The following is an 18,044-nucleotide window of genomic DNA, read 5'->3' as shown; positions in this document are numbered from 1 at the left end:
GCCTTGCCGGCACTTCCGGCGACCAGCCCGAAGGAGGACGCGCGATGTGCGGGTTCGTGGTCGTTCTGAACCGTGGCGCCGCGGGCTGCGACCCGTGCGAGGCGATCGAGCACCGAGGCCCGGACTCGTGCGGACACCTGGATCTCTCCGGCGCGGACTGGCACGCGTCGCTGCACTTTCGCCGACTGGCGATCGTCGATGTCGGCCCGCGCAGCGACCAGCCGTTCGGCACCGCCGATCGAGGCGTCCTCGTGTACAACGGGGAGCTCTACAACGCTCCTGAACTGCGTGAGATCCTCCGCTCCCGCGGCGTCCGGTTCACGACCGATGGAGACACCGAGATCCTCCACGAGCTGCTGCTCCAGCCGGACGCCTTCGAACTGCTCGACCACGTCGACGGGATGTTCGCATTCACCCAGATCCTGCCCGACGGACACGTGCGGTACGGACGCGACCGGCTGGGCATCAAGCCCTTGTACATCGCGTCGGACACCTCGTCCCGCATCGTCGCCCTGTCCAGCGAGATCGCGCCGCTCCGCAGCATCGGTCTGCTGGACGAGGTCGATCCGGTGGCGGTCGCCCAAGGCGCGATGTTCTTGTGGACTCCTCCACCGAGGACGGGCTGGCGGGGCGTGCGGGCGGCACCGGCAGGCACCGTTCACAGCCTCCGGGCACCCACGTACGGGCAGCCCCGTCCGCTGTGGATCGCTGGACCGCCCAAGCCCGCTGCCGACATCGCCTCGGCTGTGCGCGAGTCGGTGGAACGGCAGGTCAGGGCGGATGTTCCCGTCGGGTTGCTCCTCAGCGGGGGACTTGACAGCACCTGGCTGGGCGTTGAGCTGTCCCGGATCGGTTTCAGCGGTCCCGTCCTCACCGCGCGCGATTGCGCACCGCACCGCGGCTCGGCGGAGCCGTTCGAGCACGATGCCCCGTACGCCGAGCGGGTTGCCCGGCACCTCGGTATGACGCTGCACTGGGTCGATCTCGACGTCGACGTGCTGCAGCAGATTCCGGAGCTGGTGCAGGCCATGGAGCTGCCGTTCGGGGATCCGGCCGCCATCGCGCTCATGCGCCTCGCTCGAGCCGCCGGACGCGAAGCGACGGTGCTGCTCTCCGGGCTCGGCGTGGAGGAGTTGTTCCTCGGATACGAGCGGTACCAGGCGGTGCGACTGCTGCAGCGGATTCCGGAGTCCGGCCGGCGTCGTCTCGGACGGGCCTCACTCCGCCCGGTTTCCCCCAGGTTCCGCGAACGGGCGGACAAGTTCCGCCGGATGTGCGCCTTGAGCCCCCGGGACTGGACGTGGGCCGGCCAGGCCTACTTCACCGCTGCCGAATGGAGGGATCTGGCACCCAAGGTGGAGCTCGACGAGGTCACGGCCGCTCATCACGCCGTCGGGGACCCCTTGCTCGCGGCGGGAGCCAGTCCTCTCAGAGCCGTCGCGGAATGCGATCGAAAGCTCTTCCTGCCCGGGCTGAACCTGCTGTACGGCGACCGCGCGTCCATGCGGGCCAGTGTGGAACTGCGTGTGCCCTTCCTCGGTGAACCGGTCGTCGCCACGGCGCTCGCCACGAGACCGGAGGATCAACTGCGGCTCGGAAACGGCAAGGCCCGATTCAGATCAGCGGCGCGGGCGGCCGGAGTTCCCGACTTCGTGGCACGACGCTCGAAGACCGGATTCGGTGCGCCGGTGCGTTCCCTCCTCCGGGAGCACGGAGCACGGCTGTGGCCGCACGTCCGGCGTTCCGGACTGTTCGACGAGCTCTTCGACCGGTCGGTGGCCGACCGATTCGTGTCGGAACATCTTCAGGGCGAACGCGAGCGCGGCCTGGCGGTCTTCGGGCTGTTCTGCGCGGCCGTGTGGTGGGAGCAGAATGCCGGCGGTGACGGACAGGTCGGTGCGGCACTGCGTGACTACCGGCCGGTGGGCTCGTCCTGACGCCGGCCGGTGGTGCCCGCGACAGCGGCGGCCTCGCCGACCAGGACCGTACCCGCACTCCCCGCAACAGCGCGCCGATACCGCACGACGTGGACGAAGAGGTTGACGGCCAGTGCGACGACGCTCGCCCATGCCGCGCCTGCGGCTCCGAACCACGGGATGAGGATCACGTTGAGGACGAGGTTCGACACCGTGAGCGCGATCGCTGCGGCGCGCAGGTCCTTCCCGAGAGCGTGCGCCGCGAGGAACGTGTTGAACAGGCGGGTGACGGCGTTGATCAGCTGTGCGGCGGCGACAACGGGCATGAGGCGCGCCGCCGGCAGGAACTCGCTCGAGAAGACCAGCCGCACCAGCGGCTCGGCCGCCACGCTCAAGACCAATGCCGGTACGGCACTCACCGCCAGGACCGCAACGATCCAGCGTGCCTCCAGGCGCGGCTGACAGGCCAGCCGCGCGAACAGCGCGGTGGCCAGGCCCGAGCCGGGGAGCCCGACGGTGTACGCGAGCGACAGCGCGATCATGTAGCAGGCGAAGGAGCGAGGATCGCTGAGCGCGCCGAGCATGAGCGTGTCCATGTGGTACGTACCCATGCTCAGTACCCGGCCCACGTACACGGAGAACGCGTACTCGCGAGCGTCGCGGACCAAGCACGTCAGGGCCTCGCGGAGTCCGCGGAACAGCGGCCTCAGGTACGCCAGCAGCGTCACCCATCCGGCCAGCAGGAAAAGAGCCTCCGCCAGAAGGACACCTGACGAGGTGAGATGTACCCCCGACGCCACCATGGTCGCCAGCACAACGAGACAGCACACCTTCGAGGACACCGCGGCCACCGAGTAGCTGTGCAGCCGTCCGAGCCCCTGGGCCAGTTGCAGACAGACGAAGTCCAACGGGTAACCCATGGAAGCGAGCGCCACCAGCCTCAGGCTCGGCCCCGCCTGAACGCCGAAGAACGCGTCGACTCCCCAGGACAGCACATGGACGGTGAGCGCGAAGGCGATCGACACCGGTACGAACAGCACGGCAGCCGCGCCGGTGACTCTGCGGCGTTCCGCCACATCCGCACCTGCCGCCGCGGCTCGGCGTGCCGCGGGCAGGAAGAGCCCGAACTCGAAGAACATCGCCGTGAACAGCAGCAATTGCTTGCTGAACGAGTAGCTCGCGTAGTCGTCGACGGTGAGCGCTCTGGCCAGCACAGCGGATGTGGCCATGCCCAGACCGCCGATAACCATGCTCGACAGGGCGAAGCTCGCGGCCTGCCGGACCGTCGACGACGAGCAGGCCGACCGAACCTTCGACCTCAACCCCGGTGCGAGGACGACGGGGGCGGGATCGGTGGTCAATGCACGGCCTCGGCGGGCATGCCTCCGACTGCTCCGTGCTCAGCGGCCACCGTGCGCTTTTCCGGGCCGGTGCGTGCCCGGCCGTTCTCGATCGCTGCGGCTGCCAGCCCGAGCAGCACCGCGAGAACAGCATTGCTCGGCCCCAGCGGCAGCATGGTCAGCTCGACGGAGAAGAGCAGGTACGCGGATGCACCGGCGAGGACAGCGGCGCGCAGCGCCTCGAGCACCGGATCACCGCGAGACATCTCGCCGAGTCGCCGCAGCATCCGGACAGCGCACGCACACATGGCGATCAGAGCCGTGAAACCGACGATTCCCTGTTCCGCCAGGGTCCCGAGGAACGAGCTGTGCGGCGACTCCACCGACCTGACACCCCACACCTGCTGCTGGCCCGACTGACGCTGGGCAACGATGAACTGGTGGATTCCCACGCCCGTGACCGGGGCGGATCGCCAGATCTCGATGCCCACCTTGTGGGTGGCCAACCGTCCGGCGACGTTGTCCGTGTTGCCCACCCGTTCACGGAACACGTCACTGCTCTGCAGAGGCATCAGCAGGATCACCGCCCCGAAGGCGACGACGACACCGGCGACCGCAAGCCTGATCCGGCGTCTGCTCCGCAGGCCGAGTCCGACCACCAGGATCAGCAGGGCACAGGCCCAGGCCACGCGGAAGAGCGAGATGGCCATGCCCGTGATCTGTACGGCGGCGAGCACGGGACCCACGAGATCGACAAGGCCCCTTCGCTGGTTGCCGCGAACCCGTCCGCTCATCCACCAGAACAGAGTCGCGGCGAGTGTCAGCGCCAGGACGAGAGCGTAGACCTCCGGGACCGAGTAGGGGCCGGAGACCCTGACGATTCCACCGATCTCGTGGTCCACCCGCGCGGAGCCTCCGCTGCGCGACGCGAGCTCGTACGCGAAGAGCCGCTCGGTGATGCCCAGCAGGGCGACGATCGTTCCGCACACCATCAGCCCTGCTGCCCATGCGCGCAGCCTTCTGTGGGTGCCCGCCGTACTGCGGCAGACGGCGAAGACGACGCACGGCAGCAGCACCGCGTCGATGAAAGTCTGAAGCGCGCTCAGCGCACCTGGGCTGGTCGTCAGGCAGCGGGCCAGGAAGAGCCCCGCGAAGACCACGCCTGCGATGGCGAAGGCGCGCACACTCGGCGCGCGGGGCGGCCGGCGGACCTTGCTCATCAGGAGCGCCAGCGCGAGGGCTCCCACACACACCCGGTCGAAGGTGAGCAGCGCGCCCGACTGCGGGTACCGGGCGAACGGATACAGGAGGGGCGACAGCACCAGCCACGCCATGCCGGCGAAGTGCAGGTTGGGTGCGGCCAGGAGGCCGATCGCCGTCAGCAGCGCCGCCGCGAAGATCAGGGTTGTCGTCATCGATGCGCTCCGCTCACCCGTTGCGTCGGGCCATGCGCAATGCGGTCAGTGCATCCAGGAAGGGCGTGAGACTCCACCGGGGCGACAAGCGGGCCGGGTGCCGCATCATGGCGGAAGGCTGTCGCTGCGCAATGCGCCCACAGCCGGGAATCCCGTCGACAACGGCGGCCAGTACATCGTCGGCGAAGCCACGGGGAACGTAGCCGCGTTCTGCCGCCCATACCGCTGTACGAACGGCCGTTGCGTCGTTGTTCGGGTCGCGACGGCCGGGCGAGACCAGGCGGGGCCGCTCGTCGGCGTAGTAACGGGGCAGCGAGCCATCGAACAAGTGGTCGAAATAGTATCGGGCTCCGGTGCTGACCGCGACGTCCAGATCGAGGTCCAGGCCTCTCGCGGCCGCCTCGAGCCGCATCAGCACGTAGCCGGTGTGGAACCCGTCCACCCAGCCGAGGTTCGGAGAAGTCCCGTAGGGCCAGGAGCCGTCGGGCCGCTGGGCCGCAACCGTGGCGGAGACCGACGACCGTGCGGCGTCCAACAGGCGCGACGCGAGCGGCCGGGAGACGCCGTCCAGGTGGGCGACACGTGTCGCGAGCGCTGCGCCCATGAGGCTGGCGTTGTGGATCAGCACCGTCGTCGTCGGTGTGTAGACGAAGTGCCGGCCGTTGAACAGGTGCTCCAGCAGTGCGGCGGCGAGCGTCTCCACGGCATGGCCGTCGAGCGTCCCGGCATCGAGGCAGCCGTCGGCGCAGAACGTCGTGGCGATGACATTCGGCACCGACGCGGGGTAGTAGCCCCAGCGCGTCTGGACATCGAACTCGTAGCGCCACAGCCCAGCGTAGCGGCCTGACAGTTGACGGTCGGCCGTCCACCGTCCGAGCCGCTGGGCGCGGCCGTGCCACAGAGGTGAACCGCCCAGACGACTGCAGGCCGTTGCCCCCAGCCCGCAGGCCGTGGCGGTACGCAGCGGACGGATCCCCAGCCAGGGGCGGAGATCGACCGGGCTGCGCTTCACCGTCTGGAGGAGGGCCTGGCGCAGGAGCGGGTGAACGGCGAGGGCCGAGAGCGGACTTGTCATCCCGTCATAGGGATCCGGGCCCGCCCAGCCGCAGTTGTCCAGTCGGCGGAAGAGATGATCGGCATACCCCTCGAGCTCTTCGTCCTTCATCGGGGCAGGGCCGGATCCGGGTTCCGCGACCACGCTGCTCTTCCAGACCACGCGCCCTCCGAAAATTCCTTGCCGGGGCGCTTTTCGCGCCTCGCTTCACGAAATCCCAGGCTAGTGGGGAAGTCCGTGTGCTGTGCCAGGCGACGCACTCGGCAGGCTCCGGAATGTCTTGTCGGAATGGGCCGCCCGTGTAAAGAATCCTCCGTTCGGGCGCGCCTACTGGTTTCCTTCACTCCGAAGCTGTCCGCTGTAACTCCGCTTGTCCGACGCGCCCCGCAGCGAAGCTTTGGCGGCAAGGGCCGACGCGCCTGAGGCGCGGCCCTTCTTCTGTCGTGACACCACCACAGGAGGGTAAATGCGCGAGACGGATATCGCTGCGTTCTGGTCCTCACATCCCTGCGGAGAGCAGTTGGCAGGCGGCCGGGCCAGAGAGGAACAGGGTGACTACGCGTCATTTTTCACCCGCTACGACGCGTTCAAGTACGAGTTGGAGTCGCACATCCCTCGATGCCTTGACGGCCTCGATGTAGCGGGCCGACGCGTACTCGAAATCGGGCTCGGGCAAGGAACCGAGTCCGAACAACTCATCAGACGCGGTGCGAGATGGACGGGTGTCGATCTGACCGAGGCATCCCTGGAGCGTGTGAGAACCCGCCTGGCGCAGCGCAATCTGCCCTTCGACGGTCTGCACCGTGCCAGCGTGCTCGACCTGCCGTTCGAGGCGGAATCCTTTGACATGGTGTTCAGCCACGGCGTATTGCATCACGTGCCGGACATCATTGCCGCGCAGCGGGAAATCCACCGTGTTCTGGTGCCGGGAGGTGAGTTGGTGGCGATGCTTTATGCTCGCTGGTCGCTGAACTACCTCATTGCCATCGGCCTCGTCCGGCGGATGGCCCTGGCAGTCGCCGTTCCGCTGGCCCGGACCGGTCTGCTGCAGCCCACCGGGATCGTCGGCGCTCATGTGAGAAATGCTCGCACAACCGGGCTGTTCGAGTATCTGCGCATGCGGGAGTTCATTCACCACAACACCGACGGCCCCGACAACCCCTACGCCCGCGTGTATGACTCACGCACGGTACGTCAGAGCTTTCCCGACTTCTCCCTCACTCGTGCGTACAAGCGCTTCATGCATGCGCCGCCCCTGCCGGTGCACAAGCTCCCGGGTGCGGCACTGGCCGGTTGGCATCTGTGGGTTCACCTGCGTCCGCGAGTACGCACGACAAGCCCCGCTGGCCCACGGTCCATCGGCGCTCAGTAGGCTCCATTGCCCTCGACGACGGCGCGAAGGGTCCGGCAGAGGACGCCGTAGTCCACGGACGGAGACCAGTTGTCGACATAGCGCAGGTCAAGGGCGAGAGTCTCGTCCCACGACAGATCGGAGCGCCCGCTGATCTGCCACAAGCCGGTGAGTCCTGGTTTGACGGTCAGTCTGCGCAGCTCCACATCGTTGTATTCGGCCACCTCTTCCGGCAGAGGTGGTCTTGGCCCGACCAGCGACATGTGTCCTTGCAGTACGTTGAAGAGCTGGGGGAGCTCGTCCAGGGAGTAGCGCCGCAGCACCCGGCCCACGCGGGTGACCCGCGGGTCGCGGCGGATTTTGAACATGCGGCCATCCTGCTCATTGGTGCCGGCGAGCTCTTTCGCCAACTGCTCCGCATTGGCGACCATTGTGCGGAACTTCCACATGGTGAAAGGGCGACCGCCCTGCCCCATGCGGATCTGCCGGTAGAGGACGGCTCCTGGTGAACCCAGCCGTACCGTGATCGCAACCGCGGCGAACACCGGGGCGAGCAGCACGATCAGCAGTATCGCGCCCAACCGGTCACTCGCCGCCTTCAGCAGCAGAGCGCCGGCGTGCCGGACGGGCGGGGCGACATGCAGCATGGTGAGCCCCGCCACTGACGACACATCAACCCGGCGCCGTGCCACCTCCGACAGTCCTGGCAACACGATGAGAGGACGTCCCTCCCCGTGCACGGCCCAGGACAGTCTGCGTAGCCGTTCGCCTGCCATGCAGGGCCCCGCGGCGACGAAGACCAAGTCCACATCGAGCCCTCGGACAGCCTCCAGCACCGGTGAGGAGTCCCCCGACAAGTGGGGTGGGGGCTGTCTGTCCAGCCGGGAGTGGACCGGAATGAGCGAGTCGGGATCCTCGTCCCCGACCGGACACAGCCCGACGACGACGAACTCGTGATCGGTGCGCCGGGCGAGGTGGTTCACCAGGCCTTCGATCGCGCTCACCTCACCGATCACCAGAGCCCGGCGGACTGCCCGTCCGTCGCGACGCTGGGCCCGCAGGTGACGGTGGATCAGCGATTGAAAGACTGCGGCCATCGGGCCGCAGGGGGCGAGGCCGGCGACAGCAAGCAGGACGGGGGTTCTCTCACCAGAGGCCACGCACAGCACCGCTAGCAGCCCCACCAACACCAGCCAGTCGCGTAGTGCAGCACTGATGGTGCCGCTCTCGCCCAGACTCCGCTGCACATAGCGCCCGCGCGAAGTCCGTACGAACAACCAGGCTGCAGCTGCCACCACCGCGTACCGCATGGCTTGGGTGTCCCCGGCTGACCGCAGGGCCAGGTGCACCGGGGCGGCTGCCCATGACGCGTCGAACGCGAGTGAGACCGGCAGGTACCAGAAGGGCTTACCAGGGTGTCTTCGGCTGACTCGAGGCCGCTCCTGGATGCGCTGAACCTGCATCTGGTCAGTCGTCGGCATATTGGAGCCGCTAGCCCCGAACAGCCACATTCGCCCTCCAACTGGCTCCAAGAACCGCATGGGTCTGTGCACCTCGCACCCCCCGATGACGGGCACCAGTGCTGGAGGGAGGGCGACGCATCATGCCGCGTGCATATGCTTGGCGTGAGGGAAAGCGGCCTCCGGTAGGTGGCAGATGCATTTGTGATTGTCCGATGCGTCGACCATGCGGTCGGTGGCGACGCTCGGCGGCGGAAGAATGTCACCCGATTCGCAGCATGAGGTTGCAGTCTGCAGCGCGACCGGGTCCGTGACGGCGGAAGCGCAGAGCGGTCACTGCCGGTGCAGCCCGCTCGTCAGCGGCTGTCGAGGTACTCGGCCCAGGGCTGCGGCATCTGGCGGCTCTGCCGCGGTGGGGACAGCAGTTCATCCACGGTGACCGCGTGTGCGTTCCTGCGGTCCGTCCTGCGCTCCGTCCGCGACGTCCCGGTGATCACCTGGATGGCGACCGCCGCCGGGTGACCTCATTCGGCACAGGACGGGTAGGGCCGCACGTCGACATTCAGAGGGCTGACCAGCGGCTGTCGCAACACGATGGGGGCGCGGTCACTGACCGGTTCCACCAGCTGGAGCGTCACGGTGCGGGTCTCTTGTGCGGGCAGTTCCATGTCCAAGGTGTACACGGGATGCCCACGTTCGACGCCGCTTGCCGTCATGGCGCGTCGACCGTCCACCGTCGCGCGGGTCAACTGTGCGCCCGGGCTGGCGTAGTAGGAGATGAGCAGCCGATTGTCGCCGGGGCGAGTGGCGTACGACCGTTTGTCGACACGCAGGGTCACGTAGTCGGGAAGCCCCGATGCCGGCGCGCGGTTGCTGAGCCGGATCCGTACGGTGACCGGCCTGCCCTCGCGTGTGCAGTGCCGCGGAATCCACTGCAACTGCCGCTCGAGATAGAAATCCAGCTTTCCGCCCGCCGCATTGTTGACGACGAACCCCGCGAACGGCCCCGAGTCATGCGGCAGTGCCCCGCTCAGGGGATGTGTTTCCAGGATGCGTTGTTCGTCGCTCTGGGCGCTCCACACCTTCAGCCGCTCCTGCTTCACCACCTCGTGGACGGATGTCAGCAGGGCGGAGAGCCGATGAGGATCGCTGATGGCATCCGTGAGCCTGGCCGCAGCCGCTCGCGCCACATCGAGAAAGAACGCTTTGCGTTCGGCGACGTCCTGGTAGCGCGCATACCCGGTGCGCTCGGTCAGGTCCAGCACGTTGTCGGCGGTGACTGCCGTACCGTCGGGCAGCTGTGCCGGGCCTGTGGCGCGGAGCAGCAGAGCCAGCGCGCTGGGATCGAGCGCGGCCACACCGTCCACCTGCTCACCGCTGTACTTCTCCCAGGTCGCCGTCCAGATACGCGCCGCGTAAGGGAAGTGCGGGCTGAGATTCGTGTTTGCCCAGGTGCCGGTCGGATCACTGGCTCCATACTGCGCCCTGAACTCGGCTCCCAGATCGACCGAGGGCCTGACGTGCTCCAGGACGGTGTTGTTGCCGAAAGTCTCGAAGCGCAGTCGGCCCTTGTTGACGGTGAGGACGGCGAAAGCCCCGGGCAGTCCCCCCGTGCCGCGCGCCTCGGCGGTGTTCTGGAAGACGACGAAGTATCGCCGGGGCTCGTGCCCACCCAGCATCGGAGGCAGGACGCGACTGGCGACAGCCATGTCCGCCATGGCTGTGGTGACGGTGCCGAGTTGGTGTACCAGGTGGTCCCGGGCGCGGTCGGCAGCCGGCAGCCAGGTGTCGCGGGGCAGCGCAGCGGCCTGGGCACGAGTCTCGGCGGCGGCTCTGGACGCCCTGTCAAGCTCCGGAGCCTTGCCGTGGAGCGCGGACAGGAGAGTCTGCAGACCACCTGCACGCGTGTCGGAGCCGATGCCCACCACGGGCGGCAGTACCTCGTGCGTCAGTCTGTCAGCCGCATGCGCTGCGCCACGCGCAGTGCTGACGGGCGCACCGAGGAACGGGACATGCGCCGCCAGCCACCAGGCGGGCCCCGTCGTGAGGCGATGGGCCTTGGCTGCATGGGCCGCCGCAGAATCCATCGCGGCTCGTGGGCCGGCCCCGTCCGCTCCTGCCTTCGGGTCTGTACCGGAGAAGGACTGCCGCAGCCTCTCCAGCCCGCCCTGTGCGGCCATCAGTTCGGCGCGGGCGAGCAGTCCGGTGACAGCGATCCATGCCATTCCCGCAAGGAGCAGCATGCCGGCGGCTGCCAGCAGAAGCCTGGTTTGCGGCAAGCGCGGGCGCGGGCAGCGCCGCAGCCACACCGTGGGACCAGTACCCCTCACCGCAGCCCCCACGGTGGTGCGGAGGCCGTCGTGGTCACCTGCGCAGAGCACCGCTGGGATGGCGAGATCATGTCTTCACGAACCTCCCGGTGAAACCGGCACAGCGGATAAAGCGCAGTCGAAGATGAATCTAAGCTGAAATTGCATCCCAACCCTGCGTGCCACGCGGAGACGTCGAACCTCTTAAGGGTGCGCTTGCACTCCGTTGGGGTACGAAAAGGCGAGCGACATGCAATGTGCCTCAAATTCCTCGGCCCGGTCCTAGAGTGACTATTCCATTCACTCGCTCCGATCGGGGATGACCTTGGATTTGCGCGACTACCTACGAGTCCTTTCCCGCCGCTGGCGTGTCATCGCCCTCGTCACGCTGTTGGGAACCGGGGCGGGCATCCTGGCAAGTACTCTCGCAACTCCCGAGTACCGGGCAACCACCACACTGTTCGCATCACTTCAGGGAGATGCCGACACCTCACAGCTGAATCAGGGGAATTCGTTCACCCAGGCCCGGGTCCAGTCCTACGCCGAAGTGGCGACCAGCCCGGAGGTGACCGGGCCGGTCATCGAGTACCTCCGGCTCCGTGTGACGCCGGGCCAGCTTGCCGAGCGGATCTCGGCCGAGGCACCGCTCAACACCGTGCTTGTCCGGCTGACCGTCACCGACACCCAAGCGGTACGGGCTGCGCGTACCAGCAATGCCCTTGCCGGTCGCTTCGCCGAGGTGATCAGGGAGTTGGAGAGCCCCGACACGGACACGTCCGAGTCTCCGGTGAGACTCACCGTTATCCAGCCTGCGGCCGTGCCGTCCGCCCCGTCGTCCCCGCAGACCACTCTCAATGTCGCCCTCGGCCTGGTCGTGGGCCTCGCACTCGGCCTCGGGTTGGGCGTCGCACTGGAGACCGTGGACACGTCGATGCGGGACTCCAAGGCACTGGCCGAATGCCTGGCGGCCGCTGCCGGGCCTCCGGTGCTGTCGAGCATCGTGCACGATCCGAGTGCCTCGCGGCGCCCGGTCTCCCTGCGCGACGACACGCACGGCACGCGGGCGGAGGGCTTCCGCAAGCTCCGGGTCAATCTCCAGTTCGCCGAAGTCGGCAAGCGGCCCAAGGTCATCGCCGTCACCAGTCCGCTGCCGCGGGAAGGCAAGAGCAGCGTCTCGGTCAACTTGGCCGCCACACTGGCCGAGGAAGGCGCCCGGGTGTGTCTGATCGACTGCGATCTGCGCCGTCCGTCCGTCGCCTCGGCTCTCGGTCTGGTCAGGGACGCGGGACTGACCACGGCCCTGCTGGGCAAGGTCGCGGTGTGCGACGTGCTGCAGTCGGCAGGGTCCTTCTCCGTGCTCACCAGTGGGATGATTCCCCCCAATCCGACCCAGCTCCTCGGCAGCCCTCAATTCGAGTCCCTGCTGCAGGAGCTCGCCGAGGAGTTCGACCACGTGGTGGTGGACACCGCTCCTGTCCTGCCGTTCGCCGACACTCCGGCGATGGCCCATGCCGTAGACGGCTACCTGCTCGTGGCGCGTGCCGGACGGACGAGCAGAAGCCAGGTCCTCGACGCCCTGCGCATCCTCGACCGCGTCAAGGTACCCGTGCTGGGAGCCGTGCTGAACGCGGCACCGGCACGAGGCGACGGCGAGGCGCACGGCTACGCGTACCGGTATCAGCCGAAGCCGGAGACGGCGGGCGGGCTCACGGCGCTGGTGTCGACCCGTCTGGCATCGGTGGTTCCGCGACGGAGATCGTCCGCGAACGGGCGTGCGGCGTCGGCGTCCGCGTCCGCGTCGGCGTCGGCGTCGGCGTCGGCCGAGACACGGACGTAGCCCCGGCCGGGGGACGGCCCGCTTCATCGCAACTCCTCCTGTCGGTCCTGGACCTCACGCAGGGGCGCCGGGACCACTGCGCCACGGGGGCGATCCCCGTGAGCCGGTGCGGCGTGCGAATCCGCTCCGGCCGTGGCCGTGTGCCAGTGTGAGGTCATGCGGCTTGCGTTCGTGATCCCGGTGGGGGTCGTCGCTCTGGCCACCGGGATGCTCGTTCACGGGTGCGAAGGGGGTGGCGGTGCCACGGACCACGGACGAGGCATGCCCGGGCAGGCGGCAGCACGGATCGAGCGGCTGAGTGTCGATGTCATCGAGACCCTGCCGCACGATCCGAAGGCCTTCACACAGGGCCTGGAGATGGCGCGTGGCATGCTCTACGAGAGCACGGGAGTGAGTGGCCGTTCGACGATCACGGTCGGCCGGCCCGGTGCCCCGCCTGCACGCGGCGCGGAGCTTCCCTCGCCGCTGTTCGGCGAGGGAATCACCGTCGTGGGGCCGACGCTCTGGCAGCTCACCTGGCGGAACGGCGTCGCCATTGAACGGGACGCACGAACTCTGGCGGAGCTGCGCAGGGTCCCTTACCCGGAGGAAGGCTGGGGCGTCTGTCACCAGCCGCACCGCGGCCGGCTGGTGACGACCGACGGCACCTCACGGCTCGTCTTCCGGGACCCCGGAACTCTTCAGAAGAAGGGCGAGGTCCCCGTCACCATCCGTGGGCAGCGCGTGGGGCGGTTGAACGAGCTGGAATGCGTCGGCGACGTCGTCTATGCCAATGTCTGGCCCACCGACCGGATCGTACGCATCGATGTCGACACCGGTGAGGTGACCGGGGACATCGCCGTGCCTCCGTTGCTCAGCGCGACGGAGAGGCGGGGCGCGGACGTCCTGAACGGCATCGCGGCCGTTCCGGGTACGAACCAGTTCCTGCTGACGGGGAAGTGGTGGCCCAGGATGTTCCGAGTGGCGTTCGTACCGGAGCAGGGCGCCTGACGGGCATCACCGAGCCGCTCGGTCGGTCAGATCGCCAAGGGCTTCGATCTGACCAGGACCACGGTGCGCGCCCGAGTGAAGCAGGCCGAGGCCGACGCGGCGAGCACGACGGGCTGACCAGCGGTGAACCTGAGGAACTGGCCGCGCTGCGGCGAGAGAACCGCCGTCTGCGCGAGGACTTCGGCTATCTCAAGCAGGCTACGGCGACCTTGGCGTCCGCCGCCGCCCCGTTCTTCGCCGCGGCCAGCTTCACCTTCTCCGCCACCAGCCGCGACAGCCCCCACCGCTCGGCCAGCCGCAGCACCGGCAGCAGCCGGCCTGCGCGATCAGATGCGTGTCATCGAACGCGGCGGACACCGCCGAAGCGGCATGGGAAGACTGCATCTCGCGGATGTTCTCCTGCTATCTGGGCGGGAACGACGTGGTCAATGGCGCCGGCGGGAACGACCTGGTGTGCGGAGGTACGGGCAACGACGTACTACGGGGTGGTACAGGCGATGACCGTATGGAAGGAGGGGACGGACCGACGTCCTCCTGGGTGGCGACGGTGACGACACGCTCGCGGGTGAGGCCGGGAACGACATCCTCAACGGCCAGGCCGGCACCAACACCAACGACGGTGGTACGGGGAACAACATCTGCGCCAACCCCGTTACCGGCCCCGGCTGCTGAACCGCTCGAGGTCTGACCACGACCTCCACGATGGAGGTCTCGGTCAGCGATCCCACGCCAGGGCCTCCCACCTGCGAAGCCGGGACTGCCCACGATCCCACAACGGCTGGTGGCGTTCTGCCCCGGCCGCCGGGGCAGAACGCCTCGCGCGTCATCGAGCCTGCCGGGGTCTGCGGACTGGATTCGGTGCAGCAGTGCGAGCACCGCAGGTTGCAGGTGTCGGTGATCTCCAGCTCGACCAACCCGATCCGCGCGGCCTTCGTCCAGGTCGGCGGCCGGAACGGGCCACTTTGCACCCCCACTTCTCGGGTGAAGATCGATTACCGCCCGAAGGGCCGGTTGACTGGGGAGGCGTAGACCACCCTTCTTGGCCATCGGTGGATTCAGGCTCAGCGACCAGGAGTTCACATCGACGGCGGCCCGATCCTCACGCGGTGATCGGACCGGTCGGCGAAGACCGCGTGTCGCCGGCTGTACAGCAGGTACCACCTGGACCTTGCCCGGGCCGCCAGGATCCGGCCCGACCGGATATGGCGGACCCTGCGACCGGGCCAGGCGTTCTGACCTGGGATGATTCCTCTGAACCGCTGTGCTCGGCCGGTCGGCTGATCTAGAGTCGGGCGCATGACAGAGGCATCGGCCCGTGACCGCGGCACGCGGTCCCACGACGCGATTCTCGACACCGCAACTGAGCTGATGTCCCAGCACGGTTACGCCGCCACGTCCATATCGATGATCTCCGCCGCCTGCGGACTCCCCGCCAGTTCCCTTTACTGGCACTTCGGAAGCAAGGACGGCATCTACGTCGCGGTGCTCGAACGCGCAAGAATCGCCTTGCTGGCCGCCCTGCCTCCGGTCGACGTGCCCGGTGCGGATGTACGGCACAGGCTGGACACCTTCCTCGGATCGGTCGGGGAGAGCTTCCAGCGCCACCCGCACAGCTTGAAGCTGCTGCTCGCGGTCGGCATGCTGCGGCAGGACGCCAGTACGGCGGCCCTCGCCGAGCTGCGCCACTACCGCGACGCGCTGTTGGCGTGGGCCCAGGACTCCCTGAGCGTCGTCTTCGACCTGGGCGGTCGCCCCGAAGTGTCGGACCAACTCGCCCGCTTCACCCTCAGAACGGCGAGCGGAACCGCCGTGGCCCGTTGGTTCGAGCCCGCCACTTCCTTGGAGATCGAGCCGCTGCGCGTCGCGTTGCTTGCCCTGGCGGCCCACCACGGCGTTCCCGTGGGCAGTTCCCGCTCGGCGGGACGCGCCCCGGATGTGTCCTGAAGAGCTGCCATGCGACGGTGGTGGGCCTGCTCCGCGGAGCGCCGGGGCAGTCGTCAGGAAGTGTCGGCGGGCTGCCAGAACGCGCAGCGGTGGTCGGCCGCGAAACCGTTGGTAGGAGCGGTCCGGTCCGGAGCCAGAACCTGGATGCGGTCACGGTCGGCGCTGTATCGCGGCCAGACGGGGGTGCCGGGCCCGTTGGGGTTGCCGGTGGCGGCGAATCTGGCCCAGTAGCCGGTCATCGTGGCGGACAGCCGGCGCTGTGCCGGGGTGGTGAGAGGCAGGGCTTTCATCGGGAACAGATAGGCCAGCTCCGCGGCGTGGAACGCGCCCTGCGGTGTGTACGGCGCCGGGATGAACGCAGGCGCCTGGGGATCGTTGAACTCATAGGCGTAGACGGGCACCCTGCCGCTGTACAGGCGGCCGTCGGCACGCGCCGGGCAGGCGAAGCGCTGGTCGGTGCCGACAGCGGAGTAGGCCAGGTTCGGCGAGGCGTAGGCGGACGCAGGGTAGGTGCCGAGAACGGCGGCTGCCCGAGCAGGGTGCTGCAGCTTGATCAGGGCGGCATAGGTCTGCGGTGTGAGGGGCCCACCGCCGAGCAGGTCCACGTTGAGCGCCGTGAAGTACCGGTACTCGTCATGGGTGCTGCCGCTCAGCGTCGGGACCGCGTTCACCCGCCCCTCGGCCCATGCCCTGCGCGGTGGGACCGGAAGGACGGCCGGTCCGGTGTTCGGTGTCCACAGGGACACCGCCGCAGGGGCGCCGCGGATGAGCTCCGCGGCGGGTACGGCGCGCAGGCAGGCCGGGACGTTCGACGGGTCGGTGCAGCCGACCGAGGCCGCGAAGCTCTGCCCCCTCCTCTCGGCCGCGGCCAGGGTGAGCGGGTCGAGCGCGCCTTCGGAGAGGCAGCTGCCGCTCTGCTGGACGGCCCGGTGGAACAGGCCTTGGGCGGTCGGCGAGGCGATGTGGAGGCAGGTGTCGACGGACCCGGCGGACTGACCGCCGAGTGTGACCCTGGTGCGGTCGCCGCCGAAGGCACCGATGTTGCGCCGTACCCAGCGCAGCGCGGCCTGCTGGTCCATCAGGCCGTAGTCGCCCGATGCATGGTCGGTGCTCTCGGTGGACAGGGCGGGGTGGGCGAGGAACCCCAGTGCCCCGAGACGGTAGTTGACGGTGACGACGACCACGCCCCGGCCGGCCAGCGCCGCACCGTTGTAGTCGCTGCCGGCGCCGTAGACGTTGCCGCCGCCGTGCAGCCACACCAGCACCGGCAGCTTTCTGCCGTCGGCGCCGGGCGGGGTCCACACATTGAGGTACAGGCAGTCCTCCGAGGTGCTGCCGGTGCGGTTGGAGTCACCCGGCAGGACCGGCCCGCCGTCCGGGAGCAGCGTCAGGGGCAGTTGGGGGCAGGGACTGGCCGGTGCGGTGGCCCGCACGCCGGACCATGATGCGGACGGCCGGGGCGGGCGCCAGCGTAACTCCCCCGTCGGTGCGGCGGCGAAGGGGATGCCCTGGAACACCCGGCCGCCGTCGGGACCGTTCTTGCCCCGGACCGTGCCGTGCGCGGTGCGGACGACAAGCGCGTCTCCCCCGGAGTCGGGGGAGGCCGCTTGGGGCGCACTGAACGACAGCAGCAGTACGGCGCCGACGGTCGCGGCGCGGGCAACCGTACGGCGTACGTCACGGAATCTCATCGGTCTCCTTCAGTTGGTCCGTCTGCTTCGGCGAAGGAAGGCACGGCGGGGCCACGTCCGGCTGCCGCACGTCGCGGGCGGCTCCGGGGTGCCAACCGCGTCTGGTTCGTACGCGCCGATGTGACAGACGCCGCCATCTGGACGGTGGCACCGGGCTGCCCGGCGCGCGGGGCAGCGGCGCCAACTACGTTGTTCTGTAGCGAGCGTTCCATTCAGGGGCGGTGCTGTCTACACAACTGACGAGGGAACGGCGGCGCGACGGCTTGAAAGGCGTCGTCACCGGCCCGGGGTGCCGAGCGGCTGCCTCGCGGGGCTCACATCTGCCGGTGACCGACAGCGTGGGGGGTCGGCGAGGCCGAGGATTGCCGGGCAGCGCCCTGCGGTTGCCGGGAAGGCAGGGATCGTCCGTTCGCCGACCTGCCTGCGACGGCCCGAGTCTTGTCCGGGCTCACCGCCCTTGAGGCGGCACGGACGCCGATGTCGCCCCCGCAGCCATCTGCGCAGCTCAGGGATTCCGTAAGCCTTGTCCGCATGGCGGGCGGTCTCGCGGCGGGACGTCTTGGCCCCGCTCGCCTTGTCGGTGTCGGTGTCGGTGTCGGTGTCGGTGTTGTCGCGGTCGACGCCGACCCGCAGCAGGTGGCCGGCGGTCGAGAGCCGGGCACGGCCGATGAGCATGTGTCGCAACCCATCGGCCGTACCGTCCACCGGCGTTGACGTCCGACGTGGGTTGCCGCCCG

General features: G+C 68.7%; 12 protein-coding genes and 2 pseudogenes. 7 read left to right on the top strand and 7 right to left on the bottom strand.

What is annotated here, in order from left to right:
* Positions 1-44 precede the first annotated feature (44 nt).
* Positions 45-1,937 (top strand): asparagine synthase (glutamine-hydrolyzing), encoded by a 1,893-nt coding sequence (gene asnB / locus OHS70_RS01615; protein ID WP_328392822.1) that lies wholly within the window; start codon positions 45-47, stop codon positions 1,935-1,937.
* Here the strand turns inward: asnB and OHS70_RS01610 are convergent.
* Genes OHS70_RS01610 through OHS70_RS01600 form a run of 3 tightly spaced genes read right to left on the bottom strand, consistent with a single transcriptional unit; the run spans position 1,913 to position 5,887 of the window.
* Positions 1,913-3,238, bottom strand: a complete 1,326-nt coding sequence (locus OHS70_RS01610; RefSeq protein WP_328405357.1) for a lipopolysaccharide biosynthesis protein — start codon at positions 3,236-3,238, stop codon at positions 1,913-1,915. The two genes, asnB and OHS70_RS01610, sit on opposite strands and share 25 nt — an antisense overlap.
* Positions 3,239-3,273: 35 nt before the next feature.
* Positions 3,274-4,671, bottom strand: coding sequence for an O-antigen ligase family protein (locus OHS70_RS01605; protein WP_328392820.1), 1,398 nt, complete (start codon positions 4,669-4,671; stop codon positions 3,274-3,276).
* Positions 4,672-4,684: 13 nt separating this feature from the next.
* On the bottom strand, positions 4,685-5,887 hold the full coding sequence (locus tag OHS70_RS01600; RefSeq protein ID WP_328392818.1) for a hypothetical protein: 1,203 nt from the start codon (positions 5,885-5,887) through the stop codon (positions 4,685-4,687).
* 304 nt (positions 5,888-6,191) lie between these two features.
* On the opposite strand from OHS70_RS01600, the gene OHS70_RS01595 reads away from it, so the two are divergent.
* Positions 6,192-7,097 (top strand): class I SAM-dependent methyltransferase, encoded by a 906-nt coding sequence (locus OHS70_RS01595; RefSeq protein WP_328392816.1) that lies wholly within the window; start codon positions 6,192-6,194, stop codon positions 7,095-7,097.
* On the opposite strand, the gene OHS70_RS01590 is transcribed toward OHS70_RS01595, so the two are convergent.
* Positions 7,091-8,557, bottom strand: coding sequence for a sugar transferase (locus tag OHS70_RS01590; protein WP_328392814.1), 1,467 nt, complete (start codon positions 8,555-8,557; stop codon positions 7,091-7,093). The genes OHS70_RS01595 and OHS70_RS01590 overlap by 7 nt on opposite strands.
* 503 nt (positions 8,558-9,060) lie before the next feature.
* On the bottom strand, positions 9,061-10,761 hold the full coding sequence (locus OHS70_RS01585; protein WP_328392812.1) for a DUF4012 domain-containing protein: 1,701 nt from the start codon (positions 10,759-10,761) through the stop codon (positions 9,061-9,063).
* A 403-nt stretch (positions 10,762-11,164) separates the two neighbouring features.
* Between OHS70_RS01585 and OHS70_RS01580 the strand changes: the two genes are divergently transcribed.
* The 5 genes and pseudogenes from OHS70_RS01580 (at position 11,165) to OHS70_RS01570 (ending at position 15,616) form a co-directional block, all read left to right on the top strand.
* The gene (locus OHS70_RS01580) at positions 11,165-12,682 is read left to right on the top strand and encodes a polysaccharide biosynthesis tyrosine autokinase (RefSeq protein ID WP_328392810.1); all 1,518 of its coding nucleotides are present in this window, start codon (positions 11,165-11,167) and stop codon (positions 12,680-12,682) included.
* Positions 12,683-12,838: 156 nt separating this feature from the next.
* On the top strand, positions 12,839-13,672 hold the full coding sequence (locus OHS70_RS01575; RefSeq protein WP_328392808.1) for a glutaminyl-peptide cyclotransferase: 834 nt from the start codon (positions 12,839-12,841) through the stop codon (positions 13,670-13,672).
* Between the two features lie 391 nt (positions 13,673-14,063).
* Positions 14,064-14,183: pseudogene (locus OHS70_RS38950) on the top strand (hypothetical protein); the annotation flags it as partial.
* A gap of 20 nt (positions 14,184-14,203) precedes the next feature.
* Positions 14,204-14,344 (top strand): annotated as a pseudogene (locus OHS70_RS38945) (hypothetical protein); the annotation flags it as partial.
* A 624-nt stretch (positions 14,345-14,968) separates the two neighbouring features.
* A complete protein-coding gene (locus OHS70_RS01570) occupies positions 14,969-15,616 on the top strand; it encodes a TetR/AcrR family transcriptional regulator (RefSeq protein ID WP_328392806.1) in 648 nt (215 codons plus the stop codon).
* 53 nt (positions 15,617-15,669) lie between these two features.
* On the opposite strand, the gene OHS70_RS01565 is transcribed toward OHS70_RS01570, so the two are convergent.
* Together OHS70_RS01565 and OHS70_RS01560 are read right to left on the bottom strand one after the other, a co-directional pair.
* Positions 15,670-17,307 carry a carboxylesterase/lipase family protein gene (locus OHS70_RS01565; RefSeq protein ID WP_328392804.1) on the bottom strand — a complete coding sequence of 546 codons (1,638 nt, stop codon included), beginning with the start codon at positions 17,305-17,307 and terminating at the stop codon, positions 15,670-15,672.
* Positions 17,308-17,583: 276 nt separating this feature from the next.
* Positions 17,584-17,982 carry a hypothetical protein gene (locus OHS70_RS01560; protein WP_328392802.1) on the bottom strand — a complete coding sequence of 133 codons (399 nt, stop codon included), beginning with the start codon at positions 17,980-17,982 and terminating at the stop codon, positions 17,584-17,586.
* Between the last annotated feature and the right edge of the window lie 62 nt (positions 17,983-18,044).

This window comes from Streptomyces sp. NBC_00390, assembly GCF_036057275.1.
Lineage (GTDB): Bacteria > Actinomycetota > Actinomycetes > Streptomycetales > Streptomycetaceae > Streptomyces.
Note: the sequence above shows the minus strand (reverse complement) of the source record. Positions and strands in the feature narration are given on the sequence as shown.